This is a genomic window from Vibrio hepatarius (genome assembly GCF_018860525.1).
Taxonomy (GTDB): Bacteria; Pseudomonadota; Gammaproteobacteria; order Enterobacterales; family Vibrionaceae; genus Vibrio; species Vibrio hepatarius_B.
The window spans coordinates 48,203-63,793 of the sequence record NZ_JAHKPM010000053.1 but is presented as its reverse complement, the minus strand read 5'-3'; the positions used below and the strand labels follow the sequence as shown (position 1 = coordinate 63,793).

The window sequence follows — 15,591 nt, the reverse complement described above, 5'->3', positions numbered from 1 at the left end:
ATATTCGAAGTATTTAATTGATGATTTTTACTGGGTGTATAGTATTGGTTTTTTAATATTTCACGATAATAAGAATAATACTTATATTATTCTTATTAAAAAATGAAATAATACTTATATTTTTAAATTATAGGTCTTATATGATTGATATAACAGTAGAAAAAAAAGAAAATTTAACAAAAAGAAAACGATATAGAACGGAAGTGTCTCGTGTTTATCCTAGTGATAAGCGCAGTAGTTTCCATGAATTAGAGAGCTGTTTTCTTGGTATTAGCCTGAGTAATCATCACTTTACGCCACTAAAACTTGAGGCCGTCCTAAAATGGATTTCTAAGCGATTTGATTCATGTACTTTATTAGTGGGAGACAGCATTCATCGTTTAAATCTAATCCATCTATCCTCCAGCCTTACGGAGCAGGCATGTTTAGATCAAGCCTTAGATATGGGAAGGCAATATATTGAGCAAGCACAAGTTATCATAGATAGACTTAATTTGCCGACAACCTTCCAATTTATCCGATGTTCAGAGATACAAACAACGGATCTTTACATGAGTTATTATCAATCTTTACAAGCGCTCTACAGCGAAGAGTTATCTTTTAAGAACTCAGTCATTTCATCAGCAATACAGTTTCAGAAAATCGCGCCTGTTGCTATAACTAAAATAGAAGATACGCCTCAGGTACAAAACTCTATTCAATATTTCTTAGAGGAATTTGCCATATTTGCCTGTCTATTTGACCAAAAATTACCAGTGATGTTGTACCCAGGTGCTTTTACCATTCTTGATGAAGTTGTTGATGGGCAGCATCCGCAAGCTCCCTCAGCGTTACGTGACTTAATAATAGTTTCTTTAAGGTTCAAAGGAATCAGTTCTATGGTTTAGTGAGTAATCGAGATAGCTTGGTATGTCGTTATCACAAGCTCGAATATTATCTCTGTTGCTTAATTAATATGAATGTTTGTTTTATACGCTCTATCGTCGTTTTTATTAGTTATCTTGTGTGTATCTAAATAATGATACTAATAAGGATAACCCATCGTGTCTACTGGTTCTCAAACTCCTCTGCCCTACAAATTAGCTAGGGCACCTTATTCTTCTGATTCTACGCCATTAGTTTTTTCTGGTTCAGGGCTTTCTTCTATTGATGATGGCCGTGATATTAATGAAGTGGTACAGAATCTTGAATCGATTTCATTATCTATCTTTCCCAATATTGAAGAAAAAAATGATGCTTTTGCTACACCCCCACTTTCCATTCATCGAACTCGACGTGATACTCGTGAAACCTCAAGTCACATTGTAGGTTTATCTGAACAAGAGTTTGCTGCAGCAATTAATGCGTCTGAAGTTAAGTTCGCTGACACTATTCATACCGAAAAGTATGGTTTGTTAGCTCGTGATTTTACACTCGATTTCTATCTCAATGAATTGAATCTGAGTCAGTATCTCAGAAGGGTGAAGGAAGTCGTTGACTCGGAAGTGTCCAAGATGCAAAACCAAGCTTCATTCTCAGGTAATGGAGAGTATATATGTCAACTATATGCCATATTGGTCGCTCTTTGTAATAAGAATCAAGATAGTAAAGGTGATGAACTTTGGTGTTTGAAGAAGGCAAGTTCAGTCGTCGCCGATAAGCTCGTCGAACTATCTGATTCTGAGGACTTAATTGAGAGAATAAACCATGATCGCCCTAACTTGAAGAGTGAGCTTATTCTGCCTACTGAGCATGTATTCTCATTGATAAATGAAAAAGTATTTGAAGCAGCAATAGGGACAGATAAAGCCATACTGCGCAAGCAGTATGGGGATCAAGTTAGAGAACTTAAACGTAAACTTGCTCGTCAATTAAAGAAAATTAACAAGCTCAAAGCCAAGCGTAATGAAAAGGGTAGCTTATCGGCGCAAGAGCGAGCCCGTTTAAAGCAATTGAGAGAAGGACGAAGGTTGGTAAGCCGGCGTCTCAAAGAGAAACAAAAACATAAGACACTGGCCTCCATATACATAAATTCTATGCTTCGAATGCAGCGAGTAGTGAAGGAACATGGATTTTTCGACACTTTTCAACGTTTAGCCATTGAAGAGAGTAAAATTGAGCGTGGTATAACGCCAAATATAGGTATGAAGACGCTTCGAGTGCGGCAATATGCATTGTATGAGTACTTTAAGTGGATAGAGTCTAATCTCACACCACCTGTGGGAATGTCTCAACGAGAGTTTGAACAATTAACTAAGATTCGTCTTTTACCATTTAGCCGTAGTTTTGATGAAAAGCAGCTTGAATCACAAGTGTTGGCTTGGTTGCAGTCGGATGAAGGGGCTAAACGCATCTCAACATCTATTGGCAAGGTTACAAGGGAGTATGCAGGTCGCCTCTACGTTACTAACAATAAGGTATATCAAGACTACCTTCTATATGACGTTATCCATGTAGATGATTTGCCTGATAAAGTGGAGCGCTTGATTCAAGTCGAGGTAAATCGTCTAGGTAACAATCAAACGTTTCCTGGAGTTGCTGACTTTTTATGCCAAGTTAACATCATGCTATCAGTTTTGAGTAATAACAATACGGGTATTAATGCTGAACTTTATGAGGGATTAATTCAGGCCAAAACACGGGTAATGATTAGAGCTTTTCAGTTATCAGTATCCGGAATTAGTGATTTTCCAGTACCTCTATCAGTGGATGGAATGGCAAACATCCAGAAAAAGTTAGACGAGTTGACAGTAGAGTGTCCTCCTTCTCTGTGGCCGAATGAAACAGAGCTCATTGGCTATGTGGAGCAAGATTATCACGATCTAGTTTCTTGCGTAAGACTGTTAAACTCATCAGAAATCATAGATCAGATAAAAGAGTACAAAGCCACTAATAATTATAAAGATATTGTCTTTCCTAGTGAGCTTGCCGAGACTCTATCTAGCAAAGATGAAGAGATTCGCCTTCTTGAACCACTTATCTATCACCTATTGATAAATGAAGGCTTAACGCATTTAAGTTTAGAAAAAATGTTTGATGTGTTTTACACAGATAGAGAAAGTCATAATCCTTTTAGAGATCTGGTAAATCAGCCAAAACCAGAAGCATACAGAACATTTTCAGACTTTATAAAATACAGCCAGTCTACTAGTAGAGAAGAGTACAATAATCAGTTCTATGACTACCAAGAAAATGGCAGTAGTGAATATGACGCGAGTCAAATATCGGCGTTGGTGCTGGCAAACAATGGTTTGAGCCTTGAAGAGGTATTAGAGCCGCCAAGAATGCTTAAATCCTATGTCATTATGGGCCGATCATTAAGTGAATATGGTGATGGTCGAGGGGGGACAATTCGACCAGAATCCAATCCTTGTCAATATATCCCAGGAAGATGTGTCATCATGCAGTTGTCTTCCGGACGATACCTTTTATTTGCGAACTTTTTTGGGGATCCCAAGTCAACTGTAGTAGAAGAAGAGGAGTTATCTCGATTTATGGGTTCGATAGAAAAATCGGGACTATCATCGTTTGAAAAAGCATGGTTGATGCCAGAGGAGGCACCAAGGCATTTCAAAAGATACACGGGGATGCTTTGTGATTGGGCTGCAAAAAACTTTGTTTCTCTGCTTTATGATGGTGATACCAATACCAATCCATTTGAACATGCAGTACATCCTTTTTATACACTGGTAAAAGATACTCAAGCTAAGCCAATAAAAATAGGTTCTAGTGCGCCAGATACTTTGCCAAATGGGATAAAAGAAGCACTTGATACGCTGGCGATTGATTTTCAAGCGGCTTTTGATGATACCAATGGATTTCACAAATTTGTTAAGGCGATAGTGCCTTTCTATGAGACGATTTACAACCGCACTACAGATAGGCGATACATTGCAAACAGTGGAACTATTTTACTCGATTTACTTTCGGTCATACCTTTATTTGGCGCCGTGGGTAAAGTTGGAAAATTGTCAGCCGCATTAGGTAAACAAGGCATGCGAGCACTTATATCTGGAATGGCAAAAGGTTTGAGAGGCGGGCGCTTGATTCGATATGTGGCTCGTGGAATGAGTACTAAAGTATTGGCAGCTTCTCAGAAAAGTGCGGTCATTATGACGGCCGCTTTATACGAAGCCTTGGTCCCTCTTCCTGTACCAACGAGACCAGCCACAGCAAAAGTGTTTAACTTCTTTAAATTCAAAACCGGTGGAAAAACGGGCCGGGTCAATGGAAAATTTGGATATTTTTTAGGTAACCCCAATCCACCGAGGCTGCCTGATGACATTATCCCACCAATAGGCGGGGCACCTGCACCGCCGGCTCCACCTGTTGGGGGGTTACCTGTGCCGCCGCCAGTACCTCGGCCACCTTCAATACCGAACCGACTGCCTCCATTTTCGAGTCAAGGGTTACCGACAAAAACAAGATTTAGCTTAGCCAAAACTTTTAATAAACCTAGTGAAAATGATGCATGGTTTGCGGAAATGTATGCAAAAGGTGATAGAAACTGGACACGATTGACAGATAGTATTCTAGAAAAGGGGCCCGCGAAAAGTACAGCGGGTGCCTTCGAAACCAACTACAAAAACTTCGTTAAAGTAGGCCAGAAATCAGAACCGCCGGTGAATGTGAAGGAATTTATTGATGGAGAGACCGAACACTTCAAAATAGGCGCTAAGCAGACACCCGAAGGAGAACTACCTAAAGCTGCTTATGATTTGTATGTATCAAAAGATGGAAAATCAATCACAACGTCATCATCTTATAAAAGTGATGATTATAGTAAGACACTTACTTATGCTGATATTATGTATAACGCGTACTTAGCAGCCAAAGTCGATGCTAAGAACTTAACAATGTCGATTCAAGCGAGCATCGAAAATAGTGGTACACAGCAGGTGATTGAAGCTATCGGAGGTAGGGTCGCGCGTGCGAACGGAATAAGAGTAACGCTTGAAAGTAATCCAGAGGCATTTAAAACGCTTTTAGCGACAGATAATGTAAAAGCAACCGTGTTTATGTTGACAGACTATGGGGAAAGCTTTGGGTATAAAACAATAAAAAGTATTGATATTAAAGGCTCGGCCTATTTGGTCATTAATATTGAATAGCCGCCAATGCTAACTCCAGTGTGAGGTTACCTTCGGGTGTCACACAAAAGTGCCACTGGCCGCAAAATAGCGGCCTTTACACTGTAAACTTAGGGGTTATTTTAGACGGAGCGCAAGCGCTGTGGCTATATTTCGTGCTGTTATTTCAATGTTTGATTTTGCTTCTTTTAACGCGGTTGAAAGTTCGGTGGCGCCAAGCACGACGCTATATACAGCGTCGATGCCGTGGTCATAGACCACATGGCAGTCTTTAGATACGCTCCCTGCAATACCAATCACAGGTAGGTGATATTTTTTAGCAATTTTAGCGACGCCTATCGGTGTTTTTCCATGAATGGTTTGGCTGTCGATACGCCCTTCACCTGTAATCACCAGAGTGGCGTCTTTGATTTCTTGTTCAAGCTTTACAAAGTCCGTCACAATATTGATTCCAGCGCGCAACTTTGCATTCAATAGACCAAGCAGCGCCGCACCTAGCCCACCTGCTGCACCAGCTCCCGCTTGGTTGATGACTTCTCTGCCAGTCGTTTGACGAATCACATCAGCGAAGTGGGCAAGGTTTGTATCAAGTTGCTCTACCATTTTTGGTGTGGCCCCTTTTTGTGGACCAAAGACATGAGACGCTCCCTTGGAGCCGCATAATGGGTTATCAACATCGCAAGCAACTTCCAGTTTTATATTCGATAAACGCTTATCTAGGCCAGATAAGTCTATTTTTTCAAGTTGGGATAGTGAACCGCCGCCAAATCCCAACTCTGTACCTGATTGGTCATAAAAACGAGCGCCGAGTGCTTGTGCCATCCCCATGCCGCCATCGTTGGTTGCGCTGCCACCAATACCAAGAATAATGTGCTTTACGCCTAAGTTTAACGCATGACTAACCAGTTCACCAGTGCCAAAAGTAGTGGTGAAAAGCGGGTTACGTTGAGCAGGCTCAACGAGGTGAAGGCCAGATGCTGCAGCCATTTCAATCACAGCGGTGGAGCCATCACCTAACAAACCATAGAAACCTTCAACAGTTTCACCCAATGGACCTGTAACCTTAGCGGTTAAAATACTTCCATTAGTTGCATCCACTAGTGATTGCACTGTGCCTTCACCGCCATCAGCCATTGGTAACTTAATGTATTTTGCATCTGGAATAACCTTTTTAAAGCCCTGTTCAATTGCTGTAGCAACTTCCATTGCGGTTAAACTTTCTTTGTAAGAATCAGGTGCGATGATAATTTTCATTTTCTATCCTCAAACTAAGGTTAACATGCATCTAAGCGGCACTGGGTTTTAAACAAACCAACCAAACACACCAAACATCATGGTTGAGACAAAAGCGATCAGTAGACCAACAACTGACTCGTAGGGAATGAGCTTGAGACGCTCTTTAATATCCATATGAAGTGCGCCGCCAGTGGCATGGAAAAAACTGCCGTGAGGCATATGATCAAGTACCGTTGCACCTGAATGAATCATCGCCGCCCCAGCCAAAGCGGGTACGCCTAGATGTAAAATGGTATCACTAAACACAGAAGAGGCCACAGCTGTGCCTGCCGTTGTGGAGGCGGTTGCTAGTGCCATCATAGCGCCTGAAATCGGGGCAAGCAGAAATGAGGGCAAACCAGAGGCTGTGAGCACTTCAATTAAACCATCTTTTAGTCCTGAGTGAGCGATAACGCCAGCTAAGGTGCCTGTGCCAAGCAGCATCACCGCGACAGGTGCCATTCGGCTAAGCCCTGAAACGGCGAAATGGTTGGTATCGGCAAAGCGTCCCATGGCAAGCGCGCCAATTAGCCCGCCTAGGGGCAAGGCGATGAGTGGATCAATATTAATATTCGCAATGGGGCGAAGTGATAAAAGGACGATAGCGACCAGAGGGGCGACAATGGATAGTTTAAAACTGGGAATTCGAGAATGGTCGATATCGATGACTTCAGTGGCTTCGACTTTTGAGCCTCTATTGACTAATTTTTTTGCAATCAGGTAGGCCAGCGCCAAGCCAAACAAACCAGGAATAATACCTGCCGCCATGACTGATGTAAGGGGGACGTCAAAGGCATCTGCTGCAGCAATAGCGTTAGGGTTTGGAGACATTACATTGCCTGCTTTTCCCCCGCCAACCATAGCAAGTAAGATGGCCGTTTTAGAAATATCAGCTCGGCGAGCAATTGCAAGAGCAATAGGGGCAACAGTGATCACGGCAACATCAACAAATACGCCTACGGAGGTGAGGATCATAGTTGCAACAGCCAGTGCGAGTAAGGCCCTTGTTTCACCAACTTTTTTAACTATGGTTTCTGCAATTGAAGTAGCGGCGCCAGATTCAATTAATACACCAGCAAGAACCCCCGCAGCAAGAATTCTTAGCACCGCAGTTACAATATCTTGTGCGCCGCCTATCATCAGGCCAACCGTGTCTGTTAGTGATACGCCTCCAACAACACCACCAATGAGCGCACCAATGATCATACCGTACGCTGGTGGTACTTTTTTAAGAATAAGTGTAATGGCGACAACCAAAGCGGTTAATGCGCCAAGAGTAGTGACTTCTATCATTTTACTTTTATGCTCGCTTATTGATCAAACTGAACGCAGACTAAAAGCTGAGTGAGAAGAAATCTTTAGGCAAATTGACAATATTACCACTCGCTAATGATATTTTTTTGTATTTATGCACAATGATGATAGGGTGATCACGTACATTTTAAAGCCAAATAAAGCTGAGTTTTTTCATCTATATTATTGATTTTTAAGCTAGTTATATGCTCTATTTTTCCCAAGCGGTATCTTAGTGTATTACGGTGGATATGGAGTTCTGCACAAGTTTGAGCAAGATCGCAATTTTGAGCAAAAAACACAGTTAAAGTCTTTATCAGGATGCCTTTACCGTCTTTTTGTCTCAAGAGATGGATGGGTTGGCTGACTTGTGTTTTGCGCCATTCGTCCTGTATAAGGCCATCGATGAGTACCGATAGTTTATGATCTTGATAAAAAAGGATAGCTTGTTTGCCACTGTTACAAGATAAGGTAGCCTTCGCTGTTTCGTAAGAACGAGACAAGCCGATTAAGCCGGGGAAATAGTCCCCTATGGCAATTTGAATTGAAAAATCTGTTTCTTGGCTGATTCTTTTGAGCAGGCGTTTGACTCTTTTATTCTCTTCTGTTTTGCTCCATGACTGTTTAACTACAGTGATGGGTTTGAGTACCACAACTTCGTTTTGCGATACTGACACAATTCCGACTATATTATTTCGTTCAGGGTATTCCAGTAGATGAACCAGCTTTTGTAGCTGCTCTAGTGTTAGAGGCTGCCCCTGTCTTGGTATCACCTTAATCGCTGCAGCAACTCTTGGCTGAGCGAGATCCAGGTCTAATCGTTCAGCAATGGATATTAATTGCGTCTCATTTAATGTGGAGCCTTGAATAAGCTGCAAAAGGAGCTCTTCTCGATGACGTTTATTCCATTGAATCTGAGCCATTAAATCAGCTTGCTCGACAATCAACTCCGCAGTCATTTTGACCATTTCGCCAAAGCGTCGAACTTCGTCAGGATTGCCCGAAATACCGACGACGCCAATAACCTTGTCTTGATGTAAAATGGGTAAGTTGATTCCTTCTTTGACGCCAACCAGAGTATGTGCAACTTCATCACTAATTTCGACGGTGCGGTTATCATGAATGGCCAATAAAGCGCCGTCATGGGCTTTGTTTAACCGGCTTTGGTCACTAGAGCCGATAATTTGTCCATTCTCATCCATGACATTAACAGGGTACTGAATGATTTTGGTTGCTCGCTCAACAATTTGTCTTGCGATTAAGGTATTTAACTGCATCTTTGAGGGCGCTTTAGCTTAGGGGGATCACTAGAGCTAACATAGCATATCTCATGTCGGGGTTGTCGGCTTTGAATCAACAATAAAGGTTGTAGCAGTCTTAATTAAACTGAATATTCATGGGTGTAGCTCCATAATATCTAGATCTAAACCGACAGAAGAGCGCCAGCCGGAGGATCTCCCTTTAGACACTTTGATCGGCTCTACATAATGCCATAAGTCAGTGTTGAGGTCTGGCTGGAATATGCCATATCCTGCATCTAGAGTTGTACGTAGTATTTCTGTTGATTTATCTTCTCCAAAAATTACACTAGCACCACCTTCTATATTCACACGCTCTAGTACATAAGCCGACACTAAATAGTCGCTACCATCTTGGTGGATACCTTCTGGAGAGTTTGTCGCGTAATTATCCTTGTCACAGACAATGCAAGTATGATGAATAGTGATGTTTAACATCTTTACTTTAGGGTTACTGTGCACCGCTCTTTTGATGTTGGACTCGATAAATCGTACAAGGTCATCGTTAAAATACTGCTGCGGTAATTCTGTAAAGACACGTGGTAAGCTTCTGAAATCGATTTTTTCGCTATTTACAATATCTGCCAAAGCTTGCCCAAATGGTTTGGTTTTAATCCTTTGGAAGCCAGCTATATTGCCGTCAATGATGGTTGCGATAGCGCTGCTAATAAATCTTTTTCTGGAGGGTTTTATCATTTCGATGGCGTATTTAACGTCCTCAAAATTGGCACTAAAGTTCAACTTTTTAATCAGTTCTTCCACTGTCAAAATACCAAGGTAAAACTCGTTCCTATCTTGAACAGTAAGCATAGGCTCTTTGTCTGCTATCCAGTCTAGTTGGCACTGCCTATGTAAGTATTTATCCCAAGGGGCCTGTTGGAATAATTTTAAATAACTTTCTTTAAGTAAGCCAGAGCATGATTTTTCTGAGAAGACCTCGATTGGACCGTTTAAAATAGTCAAAATGATTAATCCTTTTATCAAATTGTATTCTTTGGGTGACAAATTTTTCGCCATTGTATTCACCTAAAGACTTATGGCTACTTTTCTTTTTATTTTCATTTGTTTAGGAAATGGATTTGTGAATTTTGCGGGCAAAAGAATGTACAAGGAATGTAATTGAGCAATGACTTCCTATTTAGTCTTAGTGAGATTGTTGGTAAAATAAACTTGTTTAGAGCTCTTTAATTGAGCCCGTATTTTTCTTGTAGCTTTTTAACAAACGAAGCATTTTTTTCCAAGAATTCATCAAATTGTTTAATGATATCTATGTGTTTTATTGTCGATAGAAAGTAATCACCATTGATGTGTGGCAGAGAAGGGTCATAAGCAATTATTTCATCATCGATCCCAAGTGATCTCATGGTATAGCTTGCGATGGCAGTATTGAAATACACTCCCTCTACATCGTTTCTAACAAGAAAAATGCTAATAAGATTTTTAATGCTGTTGAACTCTTTAACCTTGATTGTCCCTTTATTCACCTCATCAATGACTGCATAAGGTGTAAACCCCCTTACTATACCTAAAGTTTTGAGTTTAGTTTGACCAAGTTTGTCGGCTGAAACCATTATACCATCGATATAGCTCAATGCTGATTGACTGTATATTATATCAGTGCCTTGTTTAAAATCGCTTGCCCAGTTTGGGTTGTCAGGAAATTTTAAATCTATTTCATCTTCAACAAGTTCATGAAAAAGACGAACAATGGGTAGTGGCCGGTATGTTATGGTGTGATGGTATTGTTTTGCAAAATGGTCAAGCAGCTCTCTTGCATAGCCAGCATACTCACCGGACTTAATCGAGGAGATAGGGTGATAATCAATATTTTCCACACCAATCACGAGATCTTTTCCATGAGATAACGGGCTGTATATCAAAACGAATAAGCTAATTATAATTCCCTTCATTGTGTACCCACATTACATTGTTATAATAAAACCATTGGTTTATTTATTAGTTTAGGCAATAAATTAGAATGTTTTTTTGCCCAGAGATAGTACTTGCATGTATTCTTCGAGAAGCTTGAACTTAGGGGGCACCGTGTTTTGAGACAATGTCGTTTATCGCCATTATTGTTGCCTTAACTTTCATGTTGTCCAAAGTATCACGATGTGGTGATGTAAAAGACCCAATATCATTGTCGAAATATTTGCCATATGCTTGAGAGAAATCATCTGAGAGGGCAACTTTGACTAAAATATCTACACCTTGTTGGATATCCCCACCTGCTACCCCATAAGCATCTTTGACCATTTTGCTACCTAAGAAAGACTTCGGATTAACCGCTACGACCATTGGACCAGTATTTTGCCATTCAAGCCCTAGTTGCTGTGACCACATGGTTAGAGCAAGCTTACTTTGGGCATAAGCTTCACCATCATTAAGTTGCTGCTCGCCTTGTAAAGCGGTTAAATTCACTGATGCTTGCGCTGCTGATGAGAGGTTTACTACACGACCGAGTGGTTTTAAAAGAGGTTGGATCATCTTAGTGATTAAGTATGGAGCAATGGTATTCACCATAAAGCGAACATCTAGGTCTGCTTCAGTCCTAGTGTTTTGAGTTGAAAAAATGCCAGCATTATTGATAAGTATATCTATTTTTGTAAAGCGGCTGGTTATTGTATTAATCATCTCGTAAACATGATCAAAGGAGGATAAATCTGCAACAAGCGATTCAACGTTACCCTTTCCAATTATGTTTAGCGTTTTCTCTACGTCTACCACTTTTGACGCATTGCGGCCATGGACGACCACATGATGACCTTGAGTGACCAGTGTTTTAGCGGTTTCCAAGCCAATACCGTCTGTCGACCCTGTAATAAGTATGACTTTTTGCATAATAAGACTCTTTTTATGATTTTTTTTGACTTAGCGAATTATAGAACTTTACTAGAAATAGTTGCGAGTTAGGCTTTTTCTTTCTGCTCATGGAATGGAATTCTTTGCCTGCAATGAACGCGATTTGCCAGTATGCGAGAAGTATAAATATTGAGAATAGGGCTTTTTACGTCTATAGAAATTGAAGGAACTACCTGTAGGGAACAGTATGAAATCTGTTTTTTTTAGTCTATTTATGGCTCTGTTTGCCAATTCAGCGTCGAGTAAACTCATCATTAATACTGAAGAGTATGCGCCGTTGAGCTATACAGACAATGGAAGTTTGAAGGGGATTGCTACCGAGCAAGTCGAGGCAATATTGAATATCGCACAAATTGATTATGAAATGCGAGTCTTCCCGTGGGCAAGGTCTTACAACAAAGCACTAACTGAAGCGAACACTTGTGTTTTTACCACTTCTCATACTCAGGAAAGAAGTGAGTTATTTAAATGGGTTGAACCCTTATCACTGAATATGTCAATTTTGGTTAAATCTAAAGAAGGTAGGGTTAATGTCAACATACTTGAGGATGCGATGAAATATCGAATTGGTATCCAAAATGAGGATGTTGCAGGAACATATCTAAAAAGTAAGGGCTTTATTAGCCTTGATAGCGCAGCTAACGCTGACCAATCGATTCTTAAATTACTTGCTGGCAGAGTAGATATGGTTGCTTTAGCTGAATCTCGTTACCTCACTATGGTGGAACAAGGTCAGCCGATAGAAAAAGTGTTAGATATATTTGCCCTTAAAATGGGACTCGCTTGTAACAGACAAGTGGATGATGAGACGATTGAAAAACTTCAAAAAGTACTGGATAAATTGATTGAAGAAGGCATACAAGACGATTTAAGAGCGAAATATAAGAACTCCTGACATGTCAAAAAACATGTGTTTTAATATGCCTATTAAGTCGATTATTAAAGAGATATCAAATATGTCAGGCATTACAGATTTAGATCAATTACTTTGTTCGATACGGCCCAAACTGAAAGATGCTGAATTTGTTTTTTGTACAGTAGAGGGGGAACTCAAAGACTATGTTGAGTTAAAACCAGTAGCAAGCTTTATAGAAGCAGAGGGCTTAACGCTTGTTCTTGAGCGGAGTGTTGCGGAAAAAGAGAATTTAATCTTTGAAGGCTCATATAGCCAAATAACATTAACAGTACATTCGAGCTTAGAAGCGGTTGGCCTTACCGCGGCAGTATCGACCAAGTTAGCATCAAAAGGCATCAGCGCTAATGTGATTGCAGCTTATTATCACGACCACATTTTTGTTCAAACAGGTAAAGCAAATGCTGCGCTTTCGGCATTGATGGAGTTTAGTCAGGACTAGAGCTAAAGATGCTTTATAAACTAAACATTATCAATGAATAAAGCGCTTTACAAGGTTTCTATTTGAATATAATTTTTAATGGAAATTAAATAATAATATGAAATTTCAGTTTTATTATAATCAAGAGTTTGGTAGAGAAAACTTTACTTACCTTAATATGGAAAATGAAACATTTCTGGCTGAGAAGGAACAAATGATAAAGGCTGGTTTTGAAGTTGATGGCGATGTGATAATCGCGCAATCGAGTGAAGAAGCCATTGAAAAATACAAATCTAATTTTATTCATGTCATAGAAGAATATTCAAACTCACATCCTGAAAGTGCTCTCGCTAACTTTTTCATCGAAGTGTATAAATCCATTTTTTAAAAAAAGAAAAAATCCAATTAACCCATTGATACTTGATTAAATGTTAGGCCCGATAAGCGCTTAATGCTTGGGCCTATACTAGCTTTGCTTAAGCTTTAAGCTTTAAGCTTGACCGCAGTTCCAAACACCATAAGTTCTGATGCTCCGTCAGTGATAGCACTGATGGTAAAGCGAATCCCGACTACGGCATCTGCATTTAGCTTAGCTGCATCTTGGACGAGACGCTCAATAGCGATTTCACGCGCTTCAGTTAACATTTCAGTGTAGCCCTTCAGCTCACCACCGACAATGCCTTTAAGTCCGGCCATAATGTCTCGTCCAACGTGTTTGGATTGGACAATATTGCCATTCACAATGCCTAACACGGTTTCAATCTCTCTGCCCGGAATCGTTTCTGTGGTTGTGTATATCATTGACTATCCTTTAATAGTATTAAAACTAAGTCATTTGGTTTTATAGAACCAGTAACTTTGCATGTTGGGTTGCCATTGTTTGTTGCTGTCTTTCGCTAAAACGCCTGTCCACATTAAACCAAGATCTCTATTATAGGAACCGATGGAGTGGCCCCCATATTTTCCCTCAAAGGATAACACCATAGGTACTTTATCAGGTACACCTGCTTGTCCCTCATAACAAACAAGTCTATTGGTTTGTTGGGCATCAAGCGTATAGCTGACGTCAAATTCTACGCAGCTGTCGCCGCACACCTTGTTTGTAGGCAATATGTTCATAGTGTAGCTATGGCTACTATCTGGTGATTGCCACTGACCTACAAGATCTTGGCAAGTGTGAACCGTGTTAGCTACGGCTAAGGGACTTAACGCGATTAAAGTCCATAATACAAAACGACTTTTTCTATTCATAGATATAGGCTCAAGTTTACTGTTGTGTCGAGATATTATCGAGTTATCAGGTTTTTGCAATGTTGAATAGCAGAGCTAATATATTCACTTCAAAATATCGTTGAAGAAAAGCTGTGGAGTTTAGGCTTTCAAATTTTGCCTAGCGCTGAAGGAAAAGGGATGTATGAAGCGCTATATAGTTTTCAAGGGCATAATGGACTATTTATGATTGGAGAAACAATAGCAGGATCTACTGTACCAAGCCAAATGGAGTTTATCTTAAAGCATAAATCTTCATGGATTGAGATAATGAATAATAAATGTTTTTGATTTGTAAAGAGGGCATTGAAAATCTTGAAGGTGTTCAGAATTCTATGTCAGCTAATTGTGGCTAGATATCTAAGACGTCATTTAAGCGCCCGTCAAGATGAATTGCCAGTTGAGACAATGTCATATTCCAGTTGTGGATTGGCATTGTCCAAGTCTTAGATATATTTATCCGTGCTTTAAGACCTAACTAAGATAATTATATAATAAAAAGGCTTTAATCACGGTGCGATCACCAGCATCTTTGTGGCTCCTTTTTGAAATTGATAACTGACTTCCTCAAGCCCGACTTTTGCCCCTAAGCGTTCGAAGTGGTCGATGGTAGAGGTCAGATAGTTTGACTGTGTTCCTTGAAGAGATAGTAGGGGATAGATCCGAACTTCTTGGGATACTCTGACTAATTCGGTGATTGACTGAATATGATCTTGCAAAGAAAAATGCTCTTCATACAAAAACAGAAAATGCGAGCATAGTGCGAGGTCAAACTCTTTATCGGCAAAATTAAGCTTAGGTAAGGAGCCGTGGACATATCTTTGTTCTGCTTTACCTTTATCGTAATCGGCTAAGAAGTGATTCATGGCTGACAGTCTGGTTTGTTCTAAATGAAGTGGTGAGCCAAATTGATCCCATAGGTAATCATCTGTGTTTTCGATGATTTGTTCCATAATTATTGGCCGCACTTGCTCTATTCGGTCACTAATTTGCTGCTTAGAAAACTGGTATATCGGATCGATGGATACTATCTTCCCGCCCATCTGAGTAAGCTCAGCGTTGAAGCTTGCAGGGCCATCACCACATCCAAGAATCTTTTTATGTTTATCTTCTTCACCTAGGTTGAACATTTGTTGATACTCTTCAAGAGTTCGTCCCCAAGGGACCACGTGCTCGAGCTTCATATATTTT

Annotated in this window: 14 protein-coding genes; 5 read left to right on the top strand and 9 right to left on the bottom strand. The window is 40.3% G+C overall.

The annotated features are described in order from the left end of the window. Nucleotides 1–140 precede the first annotated feature (140 nt). Both KO511_RS15470 and KO511_RS15465 read left to right on the top strand, forming a co-directional pair. Nucleotides 141–887 carry a tRNA-dependent cyclodipeptide synthase gene (locus KO511_RS15470; protein ID WP_215988305.1) on the top strand — a complete coding sequence of 249 codons (747 nt, stop codon included), beginning with the start codon at nt 141–143 and terminating at the stop codon, nt 885–887. Between the two features lie 156 nt (nt 888–1,043). After that, on the top strand, nt 1,044–5,090 hold the full coding sequence (locus KO511_RS15465; protein ID WP_215988304.1) for a hypothetical protein: 4,047 nt from the start codon (nt 1,044–1,046) through the stop codon (nt 5,088–5,090). Between the two features lie 96 nt (nt 5,091–5,186). Here KO511_RS15465 and KO511_RS15460 read toward each other — a convergent pair whose 3' ends face one another. From KO511_RS15460 to KO511_RS15435, 6 genes are all read right to left on the bottom strand, one after another. Continuing rightward, the gene (locus KO511_RS15460; protein ID WP_215988303.1) at nt 5,187–6,323 is read right to left on the bottom strand and encodes a glycerate kinase; all 1,137 of its coding nucleotides are present in this window, start codon (nt 6,321–6,323) and stop codon (nt 5,187–5,189) included. A 48-nt stretch (nt 6,324–6,371) separates the two neighbouring features. Continuing rightward, nucleotides 6,372–7,637 carry a GntP family permease gene (locus tag KO511_RS15455; RefSeq protein ID WP_215988302.1) on the bottom strand — a complete coding sequence of 422 codons (1,266 nt, stop codon included), beginning with the start codon at nt 7,635–7,637 and terminating at the stop codon, nt 6,372–6,374. 137 nt (nt 7,638–7,774) lie between these two features. Next, nucleotides 7,775–8,914, bottom strand: coding sequence for a sugar diacid recognition domain-containing protein (locus KO511_RS15450; protein ID WP_215988301.1), 1,140 nt, complete (start codon nt 8,912–8,914; stop codon nt 7,775–7,777). A 117-nt stretch (nt 8,915–9,031) separates the two neighbouring features. Beyond that, complete coding sequence (locus KO511_RS15445) at nt 9,032–9,952, bottom strand: 2OG-Fe dioxygenase family protein (protein ID WP_215988300.1); 921 nt, start codon at nt 9,950–9,952, stop codon at nt 9,032–9,034. A gap of 167 nt (nt 9,953–10,119) precedes the next feature. Beyond that, nucleotides 10,120–10,845, bottom strand: coding sequence for a transporter substrate-binding domain-containing protein (locus tag KO511_RS15440; protein ID WP_215988299.1), 726 nt, complete (start codon nt 10,843–10,845; stop codon nt 10,120–10,122). A 121-nt stretch (nt 10,846–10,966) separates the two neighbouring features. Continuing rightward, complete coding sequence (locus KO511_RS15435; RefSeq protein ID WP_215988298.1) at nt 10,967–11,776, bottom strand: SDR family NAD(P)-dependent oxidoreductase; 810 nt, start codon at nt 11,774–11,776, stop codon at nt 10,967–10,969. 208 nt (nt 11,777–11,984) lie between these two features. Between KO511_RS15435 and KO511_RS15430 the strand changes: the two genes are divergently transcribed. The 3 genes from KO511_RS15430 to KO511_RS15420 all read left to right on the top strand — a co-directional run bounded on the left by KO511_RS15430 (nt 11,985) and on the right by KO511_RS15420 (nt 13,519). After that, on the top strand, nt 11,985–12,692 hold the full coding sequence (locus tag KO511_RS15430; protein WP_215988297.1) for a substrate-binding periplasmic protein: 708 nt from the start codon (nt 11,985–11,987) through the stop codon (nt 12,690–12,692). Between the two features lie 61 nt (nt 12,693–12,753). After that, on the top strand, nt 12,754–13,152 hold the full coding sequence (locus tag KO511_RS15425; protein ID WP_215988311.1) for an ACT domain-containing protein: 399 nt from the start codon (nt 12,754–12,756) through the stop codon (nt 13,150–13,152). A gap of 97 nt (nt 13,153–13,249) precedes the next feature. Beyond that, nucleotides 13,250–13,519: a hypothetical protein gene (locus KO511_RS15420; RefSeq protein WP_215988296.1), complete on the top strand. Its 270-nt coding sequence runs from the start codon at nt 13,250–13,252 to the stop codon at nt 13,517–13,519. A gap of 95 nt (nt 13,520–13,614) precedes the next feature. On the opposite strand, the gene KO511_RS15415 is transcribed toward KO511_RS15420, so the two are convergent. From KO511_RS15415 to KO511_RS15405, 3 genes are all read right to left on the bottom strand, one after another. Next, nucleotides 13,615–13,932 carry a heavy metal-binding domain-containing protein gene (locus KO511_RS15415; RefSeq protein ID WP_215988295.1) on the bottom strand — a complete coding sequence of 106 codons (318 nt, stop codon included), beginning with the start codon at nt 13,930–13,932 and terminating at the stop codon, nt 13,615–13,617. A gap of 30 nt (nt 13,933–13,962) precedes the next feature. Then, a complete protein-coding gene (locus KO511_RS15410) occupies nt 13,963–14,382 on the bottom strand; it encodes a hypothetical protein (protein WP_215988312.1) in 420 nt (139 codons plus the stop codon). A gap of 527 nt (nt 14,383–14,909) precedes the next feature. Continuing rightward, the gene (locus KO511_RS15405) at nt 14,910–15,584 is read right to left on the bottom strand and encodes a class I SAM-dependent methyltransferase (protein ID WP_215988294.1); all 675 of its coding nucleotides are present in this window, start codon (nt 15,582–15,584) and stop codon (nt 14,910–14,912) included. Between the last annotated feature and the right edge of the window lie 7 nt (nt 15,585–15,591).

Bases quoted from the DNA above. Each gene is read 5' to 3' on its own strand.
- KO511_RS15445 (WP_215988300.1), bottom strand. From the start codon at position 9,952: ATGGCGAAAAATTTGTCACCCAAAGAATACAATTTGATAAAAGGATTA.
- KO511_RS15420 (WP_215988296.1), top strand. From the start codon at position 13,250: ATGAAATTTCAGTTTTATTATAATCAAGAGTTTGGTAGAGAAAACTTT.
- KO511_RS15435 (WP_215988298.1), bottom strand. From the start codon at position 11,776: ATGCAAAAAGTCATACTTATTACAGGGTCGACAGACGGTATTGGCTTG.
- KO511_RS15415 (WP_215988295.1), bottom strand. From the start codon at position 13,932: ATGATATACACAACCACAGAAACGATTCCGGGCAGAGAGATTGAAACC.
- KO511_RS15410 (WP_215988312.1), bottom strand. From the start codon at position 14,382: ATGAATAGAAAAAGTCGTTTTGTATTATGGACTTTAATCGCGTTAAGT.
- KO511_RS15450 (WP_215988301.1), bottom strand. From the start codon at position 8,914: ATGCAGTTAAATACCTTAATCGCAAGACAAATTGTTGAGCGAGCAACC.
- KO511_RS15430 (WP_215988297.1), top strand. From the start codon at position 11,985: ATGAAATCTGTTTTTTTTAGTCTATTTATGGCTCTGTTTGCCAATTCA.
- KO511_RS15425 (WP_215988311.1), top strand. From the start codon at position 12,754: ATGTCAGGCATTACAGATTTAGATCAATTACTTTGTTCGATACGGCCC.
- KO511_RS15405 (WP_215988294.1), bottom strand. From the start codon at position 15,584: ATGAAGCTCGAGCACGTGGTCCCTTGGGGACGAACTCTTGAAGAGTAT.
- KO511_RS15470 (WP_215988305.1), top strand. From the start codon at position 141: ATGATTGATATAACAGTAGAAAAAAAAGAAAATTTAACAAAAAGAAAA.
- KO511_RS15455 (WP_215988302.1), bottom strand. From the start codon at position 7,637: ATGATAGAAGTCACTACTCTTGGCGCATTAACCGCTTTGGTTGTCGCC.
- KO511_RS15460 (WP_215988303.1), bottom strand. From the start codon at position 6,323: ATGAAAATTATCATCGCACCTGATTCTTACAAAGAAAGTTTAACCGCA.
- KO511_RS15440 (WP_215988299.1), bottom strand. From the start codon at position 10,845: ATGAAGGGAATTATAATTAGCTTATTCGTTTTGATATACAGCCCGTTA.